Below are 16849 nucleotides of genomic sequence, written 5' to 3'. Positions count from 1 at the left end.
GCCTCGCCTCTTTGATTCATCCTTCGGATGGCGAGCAGCAGCTGCAAGGCGGAGGAGGGAGTCGACGCGGCGCGTCGGCGACCGACGACAACGCCGCAGATGTGCGTGCCAGGCGTCGCGACCCAGGCAGGACCCATCGGACACGCCCTAGGCCCTGCCTTACGGACCTTCGTCTGACGGTGCCGGGCGGGCAGGGCATCAACTCAGCCCGTCCGGCGTTCGAGGACGAGGCCCTCAGGGCCGATGGGGGGCGCTGGGGGCGCGGCCCCCGGATCCGGCACCGGGCCGACGGTACGGGTCGTGGTCCGTAAGAGGCTCCGGGTCCCGCGGCGCGAACAGCGCGGTCAGCCCCAGGTGTACGGCGCTCGCCGCGATCGGCCAGGCGAGCAGCGCGCCCTTGACGCGCAGGTCGAGCGGCGCGTCGAACGGCACGCCCTCCCCCGCGGCCTTGGCCCGCGCCACGACGTCGCCGCCCGGCCCGAGGTACAGGCCGAGCCGCCACGCCAGTACGGAGGCGAGCAGTCCGCCGACGGCGAGTCCGACCACGAGCGGCACCCCGCCGCGCCGCCGCCACAGAAAGACCGCGAGCCCGCTGAGCGCGCCGAGGCCGAGCGCGAGCAGGATGAACGTGCCGTCACCGCCGATGGCCTGCTCCCCCTCGGTCTCCTTGAGGAAGACGGCCTCCCCGTCCGAGATCAGCGGCACCCGCGGCGCCAGCCACGCCCAGAGCAGCCCGAGCAGAACGCCGCTGACGGTGACCGCCACCGCGATCACCACCGCCTCGCGCATCTCGGTCTTCATGTCGGGCCCTGCCTCCTCTTGGCCGGATCCATCATGGCCGGATACCCCGTGGCGGGGGACGCCACCGGCGGGCGGGGCCTGCCAGGAGTCGTTGTCCGAGTGCGGCTGGTGGGGCGGTGTCAGCGGTGCGGTCACCCTGCCATCGTGCCAGGCGACCGCCGTACGGCCATGGCCGGGACCGCCGACCGGGGGCCGCCAGGGCCTGGGCGTCGCGGGGAGGGGGCACCTCCCGCTCGAGCGAAGCCGAGAGTGGGGGAGGGACTTCCGCACGGGCCCCAGGGCCTGTCCGGGGCGCCGAGCCACCGTAACCGCTGCACGGCGGGACCGCCCGAGAGCTCACGCCGCGGCCCTTGACGCTCGGGCACCCCCCTCACATACTGGCGGCCAAATCGATTTGGCCACCCCGCTTTGGCTCTCCGTCCCAGGGCCGGACAGCGGCTGAAATCCGAGCGTGCCGAGACGCCCGAATGGAGCCCGAACGTGTCCAGTCCCCGCGAGACCCTGTCCGGTACGGACCAAGAAGCCGGTACCGAACAAGAAGCCGGTACCGAACAGGAATCAGGTCCGAGAACGGAACAAGGACCACCCGCACCCGCCACCCCATCGACACCCCACCCCGTGGACGAGTCCCGCCCCTTCGGCCGGATCCTGCTCTTCGGGATCCAGCACGTCCTCGTCATGGCCGCCACCCCCATCTCGGCCATCTTCCTGATGAGCGCCACCCTGCGGCTCGACCCGAGCCTGACCGTAGGTCTGCTCTCCGCGGCCTTCGTACTGTCCGGCGTCGGATCCCTGATCCAGTCGCTCGGGCCGTGGAAGTTCGGGCCCCGGCTGCCGTTCGTGATGCTGCCGGGCGGGGCGCCGCTGATCCTGTTCCTCGCCATCGCCGAACAGCACGGCCTGCGCACGGCCACCGGCGCGGTGCTGCTCACGGCCGCCTTCTACTTCGTCGTCCTGCCGGTGTTCTCCCGGCTGCTCGCGTACTTCCCGGCCCTGGTCATCGGCACGATGATCGTGATCGTCGGCGTCAATCTGGTGAAGGTCGGCGCGACCCTCGTGACCGGGCGCCCGGGCGAGCCGGGCTTCGCCGACCCCACCAACCTCGCCCTCGGCATGGCGACGATCGGCTGCACCGTCGTCTTCTACCTGCTGTTCAGCGGCACCCTGCGCCAGCTCGCCGTGATGCTCGGGCTCCTCGCCGGTACCGGGCTCGCCGCGCTCCTCGGCGGCCTCGACCTCGGCCGTGCCACCGAGGGCGGACTGGTCAGCGCCCCGCAGCTGCTGCCGTTCGGGTCGCCCGAGTTCAACCTCGTCGCCGCGCTGCCGCTGATGCTCTACAGCCTCGCCTCCATGGCGGAGGCCACCGGCCAGACGGTGATCAACGCCGAGGCCGTCGGCAAGGACATCGACAAGCGCAAAGACGTACCCAAGACCGTCCGCGGCGACGCGCTCACCTCGCTCTTCGGCGGGTTCTTCGGGCTGCCGCTCATGGTGACCAGCGGCGAGAACATCGGCATCGTCCGGGTCACCGGCGTGCGCAGCCGCTTCGTGACCGCCGCGGCCGGTGTGGTGCTCATCGCCATCGGCTTCCTCGCCCCCGTGACGCGCGCGATCAGCGCGATCCCGTCCGCGGTCGTCGGCGGCACCGCCATGGTCGTCTTCGCCGTGATCACCGTGCTCGGCGTGCAGATGCTCGGCCGCTCCGACCTCGACCGGCACACCAGCACGTTCATCTGCGCCGTCGCCCTCGCGCTCGGCCTGCTGCCGATCCTCGTCCCCGGCGTGTACGGGGGCTTCCCACCGAACGTCCGCATCCTGCTCGAAAGCGGTGTCGCGGTCGGCGCGTTCGTCGCCGCCGTCCTCAACATCCTCTTCCACCACGTCAGGCCCGCCATCGCCGCCCGCCTGACCAACTCCCGCCGCACCACGGCCCGCACGGAAAGCGACCGATGAACCAGCTCACCCACGACCGACTGAACGGCTCCGGGCCGCTCCTCCTCGTCCCGGACGCCGTCCTGCTGCCCGAAGGATCCGCCGACGGCCACGGCGTCGTCGTAGCCGAAGGATCCTTCCGCGCCGTGGGCCCCGCCGAGGAACTGGAAGCCACACATCCGCACCTCGACCCGATCCGCCTGCCCGGCCACCTCCTGATGCCCGGCTTCGTCGACGCCCACCACCACCTCACGCAGAGCTTCGGTTCCGCGCTCGCCTTCGGAGAGCCGTCGGAGATCTTCCGCCGGGTGTGGGTGCCTCTGGAGGGCGCGCTCGACGAGGAATCGGCCTATGTGGCGGCCAAGTTGGCGGCCCTCGAAGCCCTGCGCGGCGGCTTCACCACGGTCGCCGACGCGGGCACCCGCGCCGATGTGGACGTGGACGTGGTCGCGACCGCCGCGCGCGACGCCGGGATCCGGTGCGTGCTCGGACTCGTCTGCAACGACGCCGATCAGGTCGCGGAGGCCCCCGCCGCCACGGAAAGCCCCGAGAAGGCAGAGAAGGCCGAGAAGCACCTCGCCCGCTACGACGGCGACCCGCTCGTGCACCCCTCCCTCGCCGTCTCCATCCCCGAGGCGGCCACCGAGGAGACCCTGCGGCACACCGCCCGCCTCGCCGCCGAGGCCGGGGCCGTGGTGCAGATCCATGTCAATGAGCACCTGGCGGGGGTCGAGCGCTCTCTCGTACGCCATGGACTGCGCCCGCTCGAGTACTTGGACCGGATCGGCGCGCTCGGTCCTCAACTCCTCGCCGCGCACGCCACCTTGCTGACGCCCCGCGAGCTGACCCTGCTCGCCGACACCGGGACCGCCGTCAGCTACAACCCCGTCGCCAGCGCCTGGAAGGGCAACGCCGTCGCCCCCGCCACCGCCATGGCCGAGCGCGGCATCCGCTTCGGGCTCGGCACCGACGGCACCCGCGGCGACGGCTTCCGGCTCGCGGACGCGGCCGAGTTCGCGCAGCGGCTCGGGTACGGGCTCGCCACCGGCGACTCGTCGTGCGGCGCGGGCTGGACCTGGCTGGAGCAGGGCACGCGCGGCGGCGCCGACGCCGTCGGCCTCGGCGCCCGCACCGGCACCATCGCCGAGGGCCGGGCCGCCGACTTCCTCCTCGTCGACGTCAACACGCCGGAGCTCGCGCTCTCCTGGGACCTGCCCTGGGAGCTGGTACGCCGCGGCAACCGCGACCAGATCACCGCCGTGTTCGTCGCCGGGCGGCTGCGCCTGTGGTCGGGGCGGCCGGTCGGCTGGGACGGCACCGCGCTCGTGCACCGGGCCACCGAACTGGCCCGCGCCGCCGTGGGAAGCGCGGCCATCACCCGCGTACACCCCACATCCATGACGGCACGAGAACACTCCACGGCGCCCCAGAAAAGGTCCACGGCAGTACCGGAAAGCTCCACAGCAGTACGCGAACAGGGCGCGGCCATACCGGAACGGAGCACCGCACAGTGACCACCGCGACCCTCGCGGTGCTCGCCCTCACGGTGACGGCCGCCGCGTTCGTGCAGGGCAGCAGCGGGCTCGGCTTCGCCCTGATCGTCGCGCCGGTGGCCGGGATCCTCGATCCGGGACTGCTCCCGGTGTTCGTCCTGGCGTCGATGATCCCGCTCAACCTGTATGTCGCCTGGCGCGAGCGGGCCGCGCTCGATCTGCGCGGCGCGGGCTGGATCACCGGGGCGCGGCTCGCCGCCACCCCCGGCGGTCTGGCACTGCTCTGGCTGATCCCGGACCGCAGCCTCGGTCTGTTCGTGGGCCTGGCCACGGTCCTCGCGGCGGTGGTGAGCCTGCTCGCGCCCGCGTTCACGCCCGGCCGGTCCGCGTATGTGGGCGCGGGCGCGGTGACCGGTCTGACGGAGACCGCGACGGGGGTCGGCGGCCCGCCGCTGGCGCTCGTCTACCAGCACCGGCCGCCCGCCGAGCTGCGCTCGACCGTCGCCGCGTGCTTCCTCGTCGGCGAAGTCGCCTCCCTGGTCCTGCTGTTCGCGACGGGCAAGGGGAACCCCGCGGACCTGGGTTGGGCGCTCGCACTGCTGCCCGCGATCGCCGTGGGGGCGTGGCTGAGCCGCCTGGTGCACCACCGGCTCGACGCACGGCGGATGCGCCTGTTCGTGCTGGCCTTCGCGCTGGTGTCGGGGGTTGTCCTGATGCTGGGGTTGTGACAGCGCCTGCGGCGGCCCCCGCCACCGAACGCTAGGGGGTGTCTCCCCCTAGCCCCGCAGGGACGACGTACGAGCGATCACCCGAGGCTCGGGCGCCGTGGCCACCGTCGGTGCGGCCGTGTCGCCGCGCAGCCGGGCGAGCAGCAGCTCCACCGCGTCGGCCGCCGCCCGGTCCAGGTGCAGATCTACGGCGGTCAAAGGCGGCTCGCAGGTGCGGGCGCGCAGCCCGTCGTACCGGGTGACGACCATGACGTCCTCCGGGATGGTGCGCCCGCTGTCCCGGATGGCCCGGACCGCGCCCACCGCGAAGACGTCCACGAGGGCACAGACCGCGTCGATCCCGGGGTGCTCGGCGAGCAGCGCCGCGCACGCCTCGTAACCGGCCTGCTCGCCGCCCGTCTCGGGAGCCGTCCCGACGAGGGGCGGCGAGCCGTGCTCCCGGGCGACCCGTTCGAAGGCGGCGCGCGCGTCGACCGACGAGTGCCGCGCCCCGGAGCCGATGATCAGCGCGGGTTGCCTCGCCCCCTGTTCGTACAGGTGGTCAAGGAGCAGCTCGGCGACGAGCCCGCCGCGCAGATCGACGTACGGCGCGTCCTCGTCCGGCGACACGGGCCGCCCGAGCGCGACGTACGGCAGTCCGCGCTCCTTCAGGCGGGCGGCGGCCGCGTCGTCCACATCGGGCTCGACGACGATGGCCCCGTCGATGTCGACCGAGTACAGCGCGGACCCGGACTGCACGGGCGGCACGAGCACCAGCGCGTAGTCGTGTATGAGGGCGCTCTCGGCGGCAGCGGCCGCGACCTCCATGTAGAACCCGAGCCGGGACGGGCCTCCGGCCACCGCGAACGGCATGGAGGAGGCGAGCGCGATGGCCTTGGCCTGCCCGCGCCGCAGCCGCTGCGCCCGCAGGTTGGGCCGGTAACCGAGCTCGGCGGCGACCTGCTTGATGCGCTCCCGGGTCCGCGGGTCCACCTTGCCGAGCCCGTTGAGGGCGTGCGAGACCGTCGTGCGCGACACCCCGGCGACCCGTGCGACATCGGCGATCGTCGGCGGCCTCGAAGCAGAGGCGGAAGTGGGCATCGGCGCGGACGCTCCTCGCGTGTGGCAGGTAAGGGTGCTGCCTCCATCCTCGCCGACCGGATCAAGGGATGTGCCGGAACCCGGTTACCGGACGGCCGCCCTCCGGTACGCCCAGGTCGCGACGGCGAGCGAGGCGACGCCGACGCCCGCGCACACCCCCAGGTCGAGCAGCACGGCCGCCCAGTCCGGCGCCGCGTCGAAGGTGCGCGCCAGGGCCTCCACGCCGTACGTCGAGGGCAGCAGGTCACGCGCGTACTGGATCAGGGACGGCAGCCGGTCGGCCGGAAGCACCCCGAGCAGCAGCGCCGCCGACATGCCCAGCTGGCCGAGGAGCGTGGCCAGTTCGGGCCGGGGCGCGAGCAGTCCGAGCGCGGCGCCGAGCCCGGAGAGCGCGGCCCCGGCGAGCGGGATGACGGCCGCGAGCACCCACAGATGCGTCAGCGGAAGCCCGAAGAGCACGCTCCCGACGGCGGCCGTGACGACCGTGCCGGGCACGGTGAAGGAGGCATACGCGCCCGCGGCACCGAGCACGACGGCCGCGGGCGGCACCGGCAGCGTCGCGTAGTGGTCGAGCCCGCCCTGCGCCCGCAGCTGCCCGAAGTACTGGGCCAGCAGGTTCAACGCGACGAAGGCGACGACGAGCACGGAGGACCCGGCGACCACGGCCCGCGCCTCGTCCCCGCCGTCCACCACGCCGCGCATCAGAATCATGATCCCGACGGACTGGAAGGTGGCGACGAAGAGCAGCGGAATCCGCGCGACCCGGGCCCGTGAGAGCTGCGCCCGGTACACGGCGGCGAGCGACGGCAGGAAGCGGGCGCGCGGCGCGAGCCAGGCGCCGTCGGCCGCCGTGGGACCGGCCGGCCCGTCGGGGTTCTCGGCATCGGCGAGGACATTCCTACGCGAGGATCGTTCAACAATCCTCACGTAGGGACGTCCTCCCTGCTCCTCGGTCCCCGACGACACCGTCACGCCTTGACCAGTCCCTTCGTACGCCCGCCGAGTGCGAGATACACATCCTCCAGGCTCGGCGTGGAAACACCGAAGTCGTCGAGCGCCGCGAAGGCATCGCCCCCGGTGACCGCGGCCACCGCCGCCCGCGCCTCGGCGGGCGGGAGCCGCAGCACCCAGCGCCGCCCGGACTCCTCCGCGGCGTCCCGCAGCGCCGCGACCTCCGGCAGCTCGACCGGCGCCCGGTCCCGCCACACGAGCTCGACGCGGACGTCCCCGGCCACCTCGGCCTTGAGCCCGGCGGGGCTGTCGCAGGCGATGACCCGGCCCTGGTCGAGCACGGCGACCCGGTCGAGCACGGTCTCGGCCTCGATGACGTTGTGCGTGACGAGCAGCACGGTCGTGCCGCGCTCGGCCCGCCGCCGGTCGACCGCGGCCCACACGGCGCGCCGCGCCACGGGGTCCATCCCGGTCGTCGGCTCGTCGAGCACGAGCAGCGGCCGGTCGCCGACGAGCGCGGCGGCGACACAGGCGAGCCTGCGCTGCCCGCCGGAGAGCTTCTTCAGGGGGCGTCCGGCGAGCGGCCCGAGCCCGAGTTCATCGAGGACGGCGTCCCGCTCGGCGCGGGCGGCCCGCAGGTCGAGCCCGCGCAGGCGTCCGGTGGTCTCGGCGGCAAGTGCGACGGTCAGCTCGTCGAGCGCGGTCGACTCCTGCCCGAGATAGGCGAGCAGGCGCGCGGCCCGCTCCGGGTGGCGCACGATGTCGTGCCCGAGGATCTCGACGCCGCCCGCGTCCGGCCGCATCAGACCGGTCAGCTGGCGTACGAGGGTGGACTTCCCGGCGCCGTTGGGCCCGAGCAGCCCGAAGATCTCGCCCCGGCGCACGGCCACGGTGACCCCGTCGGTGGCCCGCACTTCGGGCGTACCGGGCGCACCACGTCGCCCGCGCACCGCCGGATAGACCTTGACCAGGTCACGAACGGCACACACGACGTCATCGCCGTGTCCGTCCAGTCCCGCGCGCGCACTCACGAGGAGGCAGCCTATCGCTCGCAGGGGCGCGGTCGCGGTTGGGTCCCGTCCCTCCGATCGGTCCCGTCGGCCCGGTTGCCCCATGTCGCGCTGAACGCGCTCGCCCTCGAACGCCGGACGGGCTGATATCACTCCGCCGCGGGCGCAGCCACCTGCCCCGCCGTCCGCACGTCGATCTCCCGCCAGAACCCGGCCCGGATCGCATACCGGTCATGCTCGTCGATCTGGTCGTCCTTGTGGGCGAGGAGCCCGAACCGTGCGGCGTATCGGAGCAGTTCGCCGTCGATCCGGTGCGGGATGCGCGGATACATGGCCGACAGGGCGGACAAGGCGGACAGCGAGGAGACCGCCGAAGGCTTCTGCTGCCCGTCCGGCTCCGGCAGCCGTTCCATCCAGCGACGGGCGAATACCTGACCCACCTCGTAGGGGTCCCCGCCGACCGTGGTGATGTCCTCCTCACGGTCCGCCCAGCGCTGCTCGGCATTGGTGAGCTGGGCGAGCGTGGGCAGCCCGGCGACCTCGGGCGGTTCCCCGGGGGTGCCGGGCCGGTCGACCCAGCCCTTGTCTGAGGACCAGCGCAGGGTCGCGTTCGCCGGGTCCTTGCCGACACCGGAGCCGACCCCGGAACCGACCCCGGCCCGGTCGGCTCCGGGCGCGTGCAGGGCGGCCAGGTCCTTCGGCGTGGGCACCCCGGGCTTCCCGGCGGGGGTGCGCTCGGACCCACCGGGACCGGTCCCGTCGGCGGCGGCACCGTTACGCGCGGCGGCCTCGTCGGCGGGGCGCTCCGCGGTGGCCGCGGCGAGCGCGGACTCGGGCAGCGGCGCGGAGAGGATCGCGGCGATCTCGGGGCGGGGCGCGGGCGGCGGGGCGCAGACGCCGCCGAGCTCCTTGGCGCGTACCGCCTGGGTGATCCAGGCCCGGTCGAGTACCCGCCGCTCGTCGGCCTCGGCGACCAGGTCCTCGGACTGGTTGTAGTCGCCGTCGGCGGCCTGTACCGCCCACAGGTGTACGGCGACACCGTGCTCCTTGGCGGACATCAGGCCCGGAAGGAGATCGCCGTCGCCGGTCACCAGGACCACGTCGGAACATGCCCGGTTCCGGGCCAGTTCGGTGAGTTCGGCGTGCATCGCGGCGTCCACGCCCTTCTGCGCCCACCGCCCGTCGCTGCGGGTCAGAGCGCCGAGCCGGACGGTGACCCGGGACATCACGCGAAGCCGTCGGTGCTCGGGCTGGGGCACCCGGTCGGGGGCGCCGTCGAACCAGTAGATCCGCAGCAAGGGTTGTCCGGTGTCCGACTCGGCGCGCTCCCGCAGCCCCTGAATGAGGGCCGCGTGGTCAATGGTGATCCGCGACCTGGAGGGTTCTCCGGCGAGCAGACTCGCGGCGGCGCCGAGCAGATAACCGGCGTCCACCAGGACGACGCAGCGGTCCACGCGCTCCACCCTCTTTCACGGGAATCGGGGACGAGTTCGCTCGGGGTTACCTTCGAGTCTGCCCGACGGCGCGGAGGTTAACGGCCCGAACTCGATCTTCGGCGTGGCGAATCTGCATATGGCTCTCCAAGGACCCTGATGGCGCACGGCATTACGCACGGTAATTCTCTGGAATGCGCGCTTTGTCGGGGTGTGTGAGAGTGGTCCCGGCCCTGGCCCCGAGATCCCCTTCAGGAGGCAGATCACCATGGCCAAGAACAAGAACCGCAAGCAGACCGGGCAGCAACGCTCCGCGCCGAAGCAGAGCCAGGAGCAGGCCAAGTCGTCCGCGGCACAGATGAAGGCCAAGCCCGCGACCGAGGCCACCCCGGGCGACATGCCCCGTAAGACCCGCGAGAAGCGCTTCGGTCACAACTGATCGGCCCCGTCCAAGGGTTGACCGCACATCGGCCCAGGCTCGTATGACTACTTGCGACCAAGGGCGCGCCCCGGCGGGGGTGCGCCCTTGGTCGTGTGCGGTGTGCGTCGTCTGCCGGTGTGCGTCGTGTGCCGGTGTGCGTCGTCTCAGCCCGCGAGGCAGGCCGGCCCGAGCAGCACCTTCAAGTCACCGAAAAGCGCCGGGTCCGACTGCACCCGGTGCCGGTCGAGCCGGAGCACGGTGGTCTTGTGGGCGCCGAGGAGCTTGATCCGTACCTCGGAGTTGCCCTTGTGCTGGTCGAGGACCTCGCCGAGGCGGCTGACCAGGGGCGGGGTGACCTTGACCGCGGGGATGGTGATCATCACCGGGGCGTTGGCGCCCGCGTTGGAGAGGTCCGGGACCTGGAGTTCCATGGCGACCAGGCGGGGCACGTCCTCGCGCTTGTCGAGGCGTCCCTTGACGAACACCACGGCGTCCTCGATGAGTTGGGTGGACACCAGCTGGTACGTCGCCGGGAAGAACATGCACTCGATGGAGCCGGCCAGGTCCTCGACGGTGGCGATCGCCCAGGCGTTGCCCTGCTTGGTCATCTTGCGCTGGAGGCCGGAGATGATGCCGCCGATGGTGACGACCGAGCCGTCCGCGTAGTCCCCGCCGGTGAGTTGCGAGATGCCCGCGTCGGCCTTGTCGGACAGCACGTGTTCGAGGCCGAAGAGCGGGTGGTCGGAGACGTACAGGCCGAGCATCTCCCGCTCCTGGGCGAGCAGATAGGTCTTCTCCCACTCCTCGTCGGAGAACTCGACGTCGAGCCCGAAGCCGGGTTCGTCGCCGCCACCGGACTCGCCGCCCAGGCCGCCGAAGAGGTCGAACTGGCCCTCGGCCTCCTTGCGCTTGACCGCCACCACGTTGTCGATCATGGGCTCGTACTGGGCGGTGAGGCCCCTACGGGTGTGGCCCATGGAGTCGAACGCGCCCGCCTTGATGAGGGATTCGGTGGTGCGCTTGTTGCAGACGACCGCCTCGACCTTGTCGAGGTAGTCGGGGAACGAGCCGAACTTCCCCTTGGCCTTACGGGCCCGGATGATCGCCTCGACGACGTTCGTACCGACGTTCCGGACCGCCGAGAGGCCGAAGAGGATCACGTCGTCGCCCTGGGCGGCGAAGTTCTGCTCGGACTCGTTGACGTTGGGCGGCAGGACCTTGATGCCCATGCGGCGGCACTCGTTGAGGTAGACCGCCGACTTGTCCTTGTCGTCCTTCACGGAAGTGAGGAGCGCCGCCATGTACTCGGCCGGGTAGTTCGCCTTCAGGTACGCGGTCCAGTAGGTGACCAGGCCGTACGCCGAGGAGTGCGCCTTGTTGAACGCGTACCCGGCGAACGGGACCAGGACGTCCCACAGGGCCTGGATCGCCTCGTCGGAGAAGCCCTTCTTGCGGGCGCCCGCCTGGAAGAGGACGAAGTTCTTCTCCAGTTCCTCGGGCTTCTTCTTGCCCATCACGCGGCGCAGCACGTCGGCCTCGCCGAGCGAGTAACCGGCGATGATCTGAGCGGCCTTCTGCACCTGCTCCTGGTAGACGATCAGGCCGTAGGTGAGGCCGAGGGTCTCCTTCAGGGGCTCTTCGAGCTCCGGGTGGATCGGGGTGATCTCCTGGCGGCCGTTCTTCCGCTCCGCGTAGTTGATGTGCGAGTTCATGCCCATCGGGCCCGGCCGGTACAGGGCCGAAACGGCGGAAATGTCCTCGAAGTTGTCGGGCTGCATCTGGCGGAGCAGCGAACGCATCGGGCCGCCGTCGAACTGGAAGACGCCGAGGGTGTCGCCGCGGCAGAGCAGTTCGTACGTCTTGGGGTCGTCGAGCGGGACTTCGAGGAGCTCCAGCTTGGTGCCCTTGTTGGCCTCCACCATCTTCAGGGCGTCGTCCATGATGGTGAGGTTCCTGAGGCCCAGGAAGTCCATCTTCAACAGGCCGAGGGACTCGCACTGCGGGTAGTCCCACTGCGTGATGGTGACGCCGTCGGTGTGCCGCACCCAGATCGGGGCGTGGTCGATGATCGGCTCGCTGGACATGATCACGCCGGCGGCGTGCACGCCCATCTGCCGGACCAGGCCCTCGACGCCCTTGGCGGTGTCGATGACCTTCTTGACGTCCGGCTCGTTCTCGTACATCCCCCGGATCTCGCCCGCCTCGCTGTAGCGGGGGTGCTCGGGGTTGGTGATGCCGTCGAGGTCGATGCCCTTGCCGAGGACGTCGGCGGGCATGGCCTTGGTGAGGCGGTCGCCCATCGCGTACGGGTAGCCGAGGACGCGCGCGGAGTCCTTGATCGCGTTCTTGGCCTTGATCTTGCCGTACGTGCCGATCATGGCGACCTTGTCGGCGCCGTACTTCTCCGTCACGTACCGGATCACTTCGACGCGCCTACGCTCGTCGAAGTCGATGTCGACATCGGGCATGGAGACGCGCTCGGGGTTGAGGAACCGCTCGAAGATCAGGCCGTGTTCGATGGGGTCGAGGTCGGTGATGCCCATCGCGTACGCCACGATCGAACCGGCCGCGGAGCCTCGGCCCGGGCCGACCGCGATGCCGTTGTTCTTGGCCCACATGATGAAGTCGGCGACCACGAGGAAGTAGCCCGGGAACCCCATCTGGATGATGACGTCCATCTCGTACTCGGCCTGCTTCTGGCGGTCCTCGGGGACGCCGCCGGGGAAGCGGCGGGCCATGCCGCGGCGAACCTCCTCCTGGAACCAGGTGACCTCGGTGAAGCCCTCCGGGATCTCGAACTTCGGCATGAGGTCGCGCTTCTCGAACATGCCGGTGGTGTCGATCTGCTCGGCCACCAGGAGGGTGTTCCGGCAGCCCTCCTGCCAGGCGTCCGAGGAATCGATGGCGTACATCTCGTCCGTGGACTTCAGGTAGTAGCCGGTGCCGTCGAAGCGGAAGCGGTCCGGGTCGGAGAGGTTCTTGCCGGTCTGGATGCACAGCAGGGCGTCGTGCGCCGTCGCCTCGTGCGAGTACGTGTAGTGCGAGTCGTTGGTGACCAGCGGCGGGATGCCGAGCTTCTTGCCGACCTCGAGGAGGCCGTCACGGACCCGGCGCTCGATCTCGATGCCGTGGTCCATCAGCTCCAGGAAGTACCGGTCCTTGCCGAAGATGTCCTGGTACTCGGAGGCGGCCTTGAGGGCCTCGTCGAACTGGCCGAGCCGGAGCCGGGTCTGCAGCTCGCCGGAGGGGCAGCCGGTGGAGGCGATCAGGCCCTCCGACCACTGCGCGATGGTCTCCTTGTCCATACGCGGCCACTTCTGCAGCCAGCCCTCGGCGTACGCGTCGGAGGAGAGCCGGAAGAGGTTGTGCAGCCCCGTCTTGCTCGCCGCCCAGATCGTTTTGTGGGTGTAACCACCCGAACCGGATACGTCGTCGCGCTTCTGGTGCGGCTGGCCCCACTGGATCTTTCTCTTGTTGCGCCGGGACTCCGGGGCGACGTACGCCTCGATGCCGATGATCGGGGTGACGCCCGCGCCCTTGGCGGAGTGGAAGAAGTCGTACGCCCCGTGCAGGTTGCCGTGGTCCGTCATGGCGACATGGGTCATCCCCATCTCGTTGCAGGCTTTGAACATGTCCTTCAGGCGCGCGGCACCGTCAAGCAGCGAGTACTGCGTGTGCACGTGCAGGTGCGTGAAGGGGGGCCTGGACGAGTCGGACACGGTGCGAGACCTCCGGAGAACGATGTGGCTGCGGCGCGAAGCGAGTCTACGTCCGGGCACTGACAGCCGGGGGCGTCCCGGGGCTACCGTCGGCCGGGCACTCACGCATACGTTCGTGCGTTGGAAGGGCGGAACATCTGTCCGCTATGTCATGCACCAGGAGGCACCCAGCGATGTCGGTTTCCCAGCTCGGCGCCGAGCAACGCGGCGAGGAGATCCTCGCCGTCTTCGACACCGCGTTCGGCGAGCTGCTCGCCGCCGACCCGGCGGCGTTCCGGGTGAAGTTCCGGAAGATGGCTGCCTCGGCCTTCGCCTTCTACCGCGGCACGGCGTGCCTCTTCTACCACGACGTGGAGCGCGCGACGGGCGACGCCGCGTTCGAGGACGACCGTACGAGCCGGGTGTGGATCCACGGCGATCTGCACGCCGAGAACTTCGGTACGTACATGGACGCCCAGGGCCGCCTGACGTTCAACGTCAACGACTTCGACGAGGCGTACGTCGGCCCCTTCACCTGGGACCTCAAGCGCTTCGCCGCCTCCATCGCCCTGATCGGGTACGCGAAGGCACTCAGTGACGAGCAGATCACCGATCTCGTACAGACGTACGCGGCGGCCTACCGCGAGCGCATCCACGACCTGGCCACCGGCGCCAAGGGCAGCAACTTGTCTGAACTGCCACCGTTCACCCTGGACACCGCGCAGGGCCCGCTCCTGGGCGCACTCCGCTCGGCCCGCTCCCTGACCCGCTTCTCGCTGCTCGAGACGGTGACCGAGATCCGCGAGCACGAGCGCCGCTTCTCGGCCGGGGACGGCGCCATTGAGCTGGACGCGGCCACCCGGTACAAGGTCCTGGCCGCCTTCGACGGCTATCTGGAGACCCTGCCGGAGTCCTCCCTGAGCCGCCCCGACTCGTACCGCGTGAAGGACGTCGTGGGGCGGCGCGGCATCGGCATCGGCTCCGCGGGCCTGCCGTCGTACAACATCCTGCTCGAGGGCAACTCGGACGCCCTCGAGAACGACGTCGTGATCTATATGAAGCAGGCCCAGACCCCGGCCGTCTCCCGGCACATCACGGACCCCGCGGTCCGCGCGTACTTCCGGCACGAGGGCCACCGCACGGTGATCTCGCAGCGCGCCCTTCAGGCGTACGCCGATCCGTGGCTGGGCTGGACGGAGCTGGACGGCTCGGGTCAGCTGGTCGCCGAGGTCTCGCCGTACGCGGTGGACCTGGACTGGTCCGATATCGACGACCCCGAGCAGATCGCCGCCGTCGTCGCCGACCTGGGCCGCGCCACCGCCACGATGCACTCCGCCGCGGACGACGAGAGCGGCCACTCGGAGCTGGTGCCGTTCTCCACGGAGCGCGCCATCGACGCGGCGCTCGCCACGGACCCGGACGGCACCGGCCTCGCCGAGCTGCTCGTCGACTTCGCGCACGCGTACGGCGCCACGGCCCGCCGGGACCACCAGATCTTCGTGGACCTGTTCCGTAACGGCCGGATACCGGGCCTGTAGCCGGATCCCGGCCTCTACGTAGTCAATCCCGGCCTCTACAGAGAAGGGCGTACACAGGAAACCTTGAAGGCGGACTTACTTACGGGCATGGCACACTCTCGGGCCATGGACATTTCCGGGACGCGGCTCAGGACGCTGCGGGCGGCACTCTTCACGGCCCTGGTCGTGACGCTGTCCGCGGCCTCCCATGTGCTGCTCACCCGGGCACCGCTGCCGCTGGCCACCGTCGCCGCGGTGGCCGCGGGCGTCTTCGGCCTCGCCTGGCTGCTCGCCGGGCGGGAGCGCGGCTTCTGGCGGATCGCGGCCCTGGTCGTTCCGGTCGAGCTGGCCGCGGACACCGTCTTCACCTCGGGCCAGCACGTCTGTTACGGCGCGGCGGGCGGCCCGGTCGCGGGCACACTCCGCGCCTTCGGGTTCGACATCCTCTGCGGCGGCGCGGACGTCGGCGCCTCGCTCGCCCACGCCGTCGCGGGTCGGCAGCGCCCGGCCGCCGAGCTGCTCGCCTCCGCCGACCCGGCGACGGCCTGGCTGCTCCTGGCCGCGCACGTCGGCGTGGGCCTGACCGCCGCGGCCTGGCTCCGGCGCGGCGAGTCCGCGCTCGCCCAGCTGGTGCGCGCGGCCGCCGTCGTGGCCTTCCGGCCGCTGCTCGTCGCGGCAGCCGCGGTGACCACAGCCGCGGCCGCCCCGGTACGGCGCCGGGCGCCGCTGCCCGAGGGCCCGATGTCGACCGCCCGTATCCGGCTCTTCCGTCATTCCGTCCGTCGGCGGGGACCGCCGTGCCCGGCGTACGCCTGAGCACCAGTCCCCCAACCCCCACGCCTTCACACGGATTCGTACGGAGAGACAGACATGAGCAAGCGGAACAGCCAGGCGGCGAAGACGGCGGCGCGCGAGCGGCTGCGGGCCGAGCGCGAGCGGCAGGCCAAGCGGGACAAGATCCGCCGCCAGGTGATCGTCGCGGCGAGCGTCGTCGGCGTCCTGGCCCTCGCGGGCGGCGTCGGCTTCGCGGTGATGCAGGCCAACGCGCCGACGCAGTGGGAGACCGCCAAGGACGCCAAGAAGGTGGTCGCACCGGCCAACACCGAGGGCAAGGACGGCACCACGGTCGTCCTCGGCAAGGACAGCGCGAAGAAGACCCTGGAGATCTACGAGGACGCGCGCTGCCCGATCTGCGCGAGCTTCGAGCAAGGCATCGGCCCCCAGATCGAGAAGGACCTCAAGGCCGGTAAGTACAAGCTCCAGTTCGTCGGCGCCACCTTCCTCGACGGTGACCAGCTGGGCGGGAAGGACCCCAAGGTCGGCGCGGACGAGGGCTCCAAGAACGCGCTGAGCGCGCTCGGCGCCGCCCTGAACGTCAGCGAGGACGCCTTCCTGGACTTCAAGTCCGCGATGTACTCGGCGAAGAACCACCCCGACGAGCGCGAGGACAAGTTCAAGGACGACTCGTACCTGCTCGACATCGCGAAGGAGGTCCCCGCGCTGAAGAACAACGACAAGTTCAAGAAGGACGTCGAGAACGGCACCTTCGACGAGTGGGCGCTCGCGATGTCCAAGAAGTTCCAACAGAGCGGCGTCAAGGGCACCCCCACCCTGAAGATGGACGGCAAGAAGCTCGAAGCCACCTTCAAGGACGGCCAGAAGGGCACGCCGATGACCGCGGCGCAGTTCACCGAGACGATCGACAAGGCCCTCAAGGCATAGGCACAGGCGTAGGCGTACGCCGGTCGTACGCCTGGTCGTACGCCGAGCCGTACAGCTGCCGTA

The 16849-nt window shown here is 71.1% G+C and carries 13 protein-coding genes; 7 read left to right on the top strand and 6 right to left on the bottom strand.

Translation table 11 applies throughout. The features are described 5' to 3' along the window. Positions 1 to 234 precede the first annotated feature (234 nt). On the bottom strand, positions 235 to 936 hold the full coding sequence (locus ACWD10_RS13000) for a hypothetical protein (RefSeq protein WP_451090038.1): 702 nt from the start codon (positions 934 to 936) through the stop codon (positions 235 to 237). Positions 937 to 1419: 483 nt separating this feature from the next. On the opposite strand from ACWD10_RS13000, the gene ACWD10_RS12995 reads away from it, so the two are divergent. The 3 genes from ACWD10_RS12995 to ACWD10_RS12985 are packed head-to-tail and all read left to right on the top strand — an operon-like array spanning position 1420 to position 4954. Then, positions 1420 to 2754, top strand: a complete 1335-nt coding sequence (locus ACWD10_RS12995) for a uracil-xanthine permease family protein (protein WP_451090036.1) — start codon at positions 1420 to 1422, stop codon at positions 2752 to 2754. Beyond that, positions 2751 to 4247 (top strand): amidohydrolase family protein, encoded by a 1497-nt coding sequence (locus ACWD10_RS12990; RefSeq protein ID WP_451090034.1) that lies wholly within the window; start codon positions 2751 to 2753, stop codon positions 4245 to 4247. Before ACWD10_RS12995 ends, ACWD10_RS12990 begins: the two co-directional genes overlap by 4 nt. Further along, positions 4244 to 4954 (top strand): TSUP family transporter, encoded by a 711-nt coding sequence (locus tag ACWD10_RS12985; protein WP_451090032.1) that lies wholly within the window; start codon positions 4244 to 4246, stop codon positions 4952 to 4954. The genes ACWD10_RS12990 and ACWD10_RS12985 overlap by 4 nt, the downstream gene beginning before the upstream one ends. A 48-nt stretch (positions 4955 to 5002) precedes the next feature. Here the strand turns inward: ACWD10_RS12985 and ACWD10_RS12980 are convergent, their stop codons facing one another. The 4 genes from ACWD10_RS12980 to ACWD10_RS12965 form a co-directional block, all read right to left on the bottom strand. Next, positions 5003 to 6034, bottom strand: a complete 1032-nt coding sequence (locus ACWD10_RS12980) for a LacI family DNA-binding transcriptional regulator (protein WP_451090030.1) — start codon at positions 6032 to 6034, stop codon at positions 5003 to 5005. Positions 6035 to 6118: 84 nt separating this feature from the next. Further along, a complete protein-coding gene (locus ACWD10_RS12975; protein WP_451090074.1) occupies positions 6119 to 6844 on the bottom strand; it encodes an ABC transporter permease in 726 nt (241 codons plus the stop codon). A 158-nt stretch (positions 6845 to 7002) separates the two neighbouring features. Next, a complete protein-coding gene (locus tag ACWD10_RS12970) occupies positions 7003 to 7974 on the bottom strand; it encodes an ABC transporter ATP-binding protein (protein WP_451090072.1) in 972 nt (323 codons plus the stop codon). Positions 7975 to 8144: 170 nt separating this feature from the next. Further along, positions 8145 to 9449 carry an NYN domain-containing protein gene (locus ACWD10_RS12965; RefSeq protein WP_451090028.1) on the bottom strand — a complete coding sequence of 435 codons (1305 nt, stop codon included), beginning with the start codon at positions 9447 to 9449 and terminating at the stop codon, positions 8145 to 8147. A 247-nt stretch (positions 9450 to 9696) separates the two neighbouring features. On the opposite strand from ACWD10_RS12965, the gene ACWD10_RS12960 reads away from it, so the two are divergent. After that, positions 9697 to 9867, top strand: a complete 171-nt coding sequence (locus ACWD10_RS12960) for a hypothetical protein (protein ID WP_451090026.1) — start codon at positions 9697 to 9699, stop codon at positions 9865 to 9867. 146 nt (positions 9868 to 10013) lie between these two features. Here the strand turns inward: ACWD10_RS12960 and dnaE are convergent, their stop codons facing one another. Next, positions 10014 to 13568 (bottom strand): DNA polymerase III subunit alpha, encoded by a 3555-nt coding sequence (dnaE, locus tag ACWD10_RS12955; RefSeq protein WP_451090024.1) that lies wholly within the window; start codon positions 13566 to 13568, stop codon positions 10014 to 10016. A 173-nt stretch (positions 13569 to 13741) separates the two neighbouring features. Between dnaE and ACWD10_RS12950 the strand changes: the two genes are divergently transcribed. From ACWD10_RS12950 to ACWD10_RS12940, 3 genes are all read left to right on the top strand, one after another. Beyond that, positions 13742 to 15085: a DUF2252 domain-containing protein gene (locus ACWD10_RS12950; RefSeq protein WP_451090022.1), complete on the top strand. Its 1344-nt coding sequence runs from the start codon at positions 13742 to 13744 to the stop codon at positions 15083 to 15085. A gap of 105 nt (positions 15086 to 15190) precedes the next feature. Then, positions 15191 to 15880, top strand: coding sequence for a hypothetical protein (locus tag ACWD10_RS12945; protein WP_451090020.1), 690 nt, complete (start codon positions 15191 to 15193; stop codon positions 15878 to 15880). 54 nt (positions 15881 to 15934) lie between these two features. After that, positions 15935 to 16786, top strand: coding sequence for a thioredoxin domain-containing protein (locus ACWD10_RS12940; protein WP_451090018.1), 852 nt, complete (start codon positions 15935 to 15937; stop codon positions 16784 to 16786). Positions 16787 to 16849 lie beyond the last annotated feature (63 nt).

This window comes from Streptomyces sp. NPDC002851 (assembly GCF_053591935.1).
This window is presented reverse-complemented; position numbering and strand designations above follow the sequence as displayed.

Bases quoted from the DNA above. Each gene is read 5' to 3' on its own strand.
- ACWD10_RS12990 (WP_451090034.1), top strand. From the start codon at position 2,751: ATGAACCAGCTCACCCACGACCGACTGAACGGCTCCGGGCCGCTCCTC.
- ACWD10_RS12980 (WP_451090030.1), bottom strand. From the start codon at position 6,034: ATGCCCACTTCCGCCTCTGCTTCGAGGCCGCCGACGATCGCCGATGTC.
- ACWD10_RS12960 (WP_451090026.1), top strand. From the start codon at position 9,697: ATGGCCAAGAACAAGAACCGCAAGCAGACCGGGCAGCAACGCTCCGCG.
- ACWD10_RS12950 (WP_451090022.1), top strand. From the start codon at position 13,742: ATGTCGGTTTCCCAGCTCGGCGCCGAGCAACGCGGCGAGGAGATCCTC.
- ACWD10_RS12945 (WP_451090020.1), top strand. From the start codon at position 15,191: ATGGACATTTCCGGGACGCGGCTCAGGACGCTGCGGGCGGCACTCTTC.
- ACWD10_RS12940 (WP_451090018.1), top strand. From the start codon at position 15,935: ATGAGCAAGCGGAACAGCCAGGCGGCGAAGACGGCGGCGCGCGAGCGG.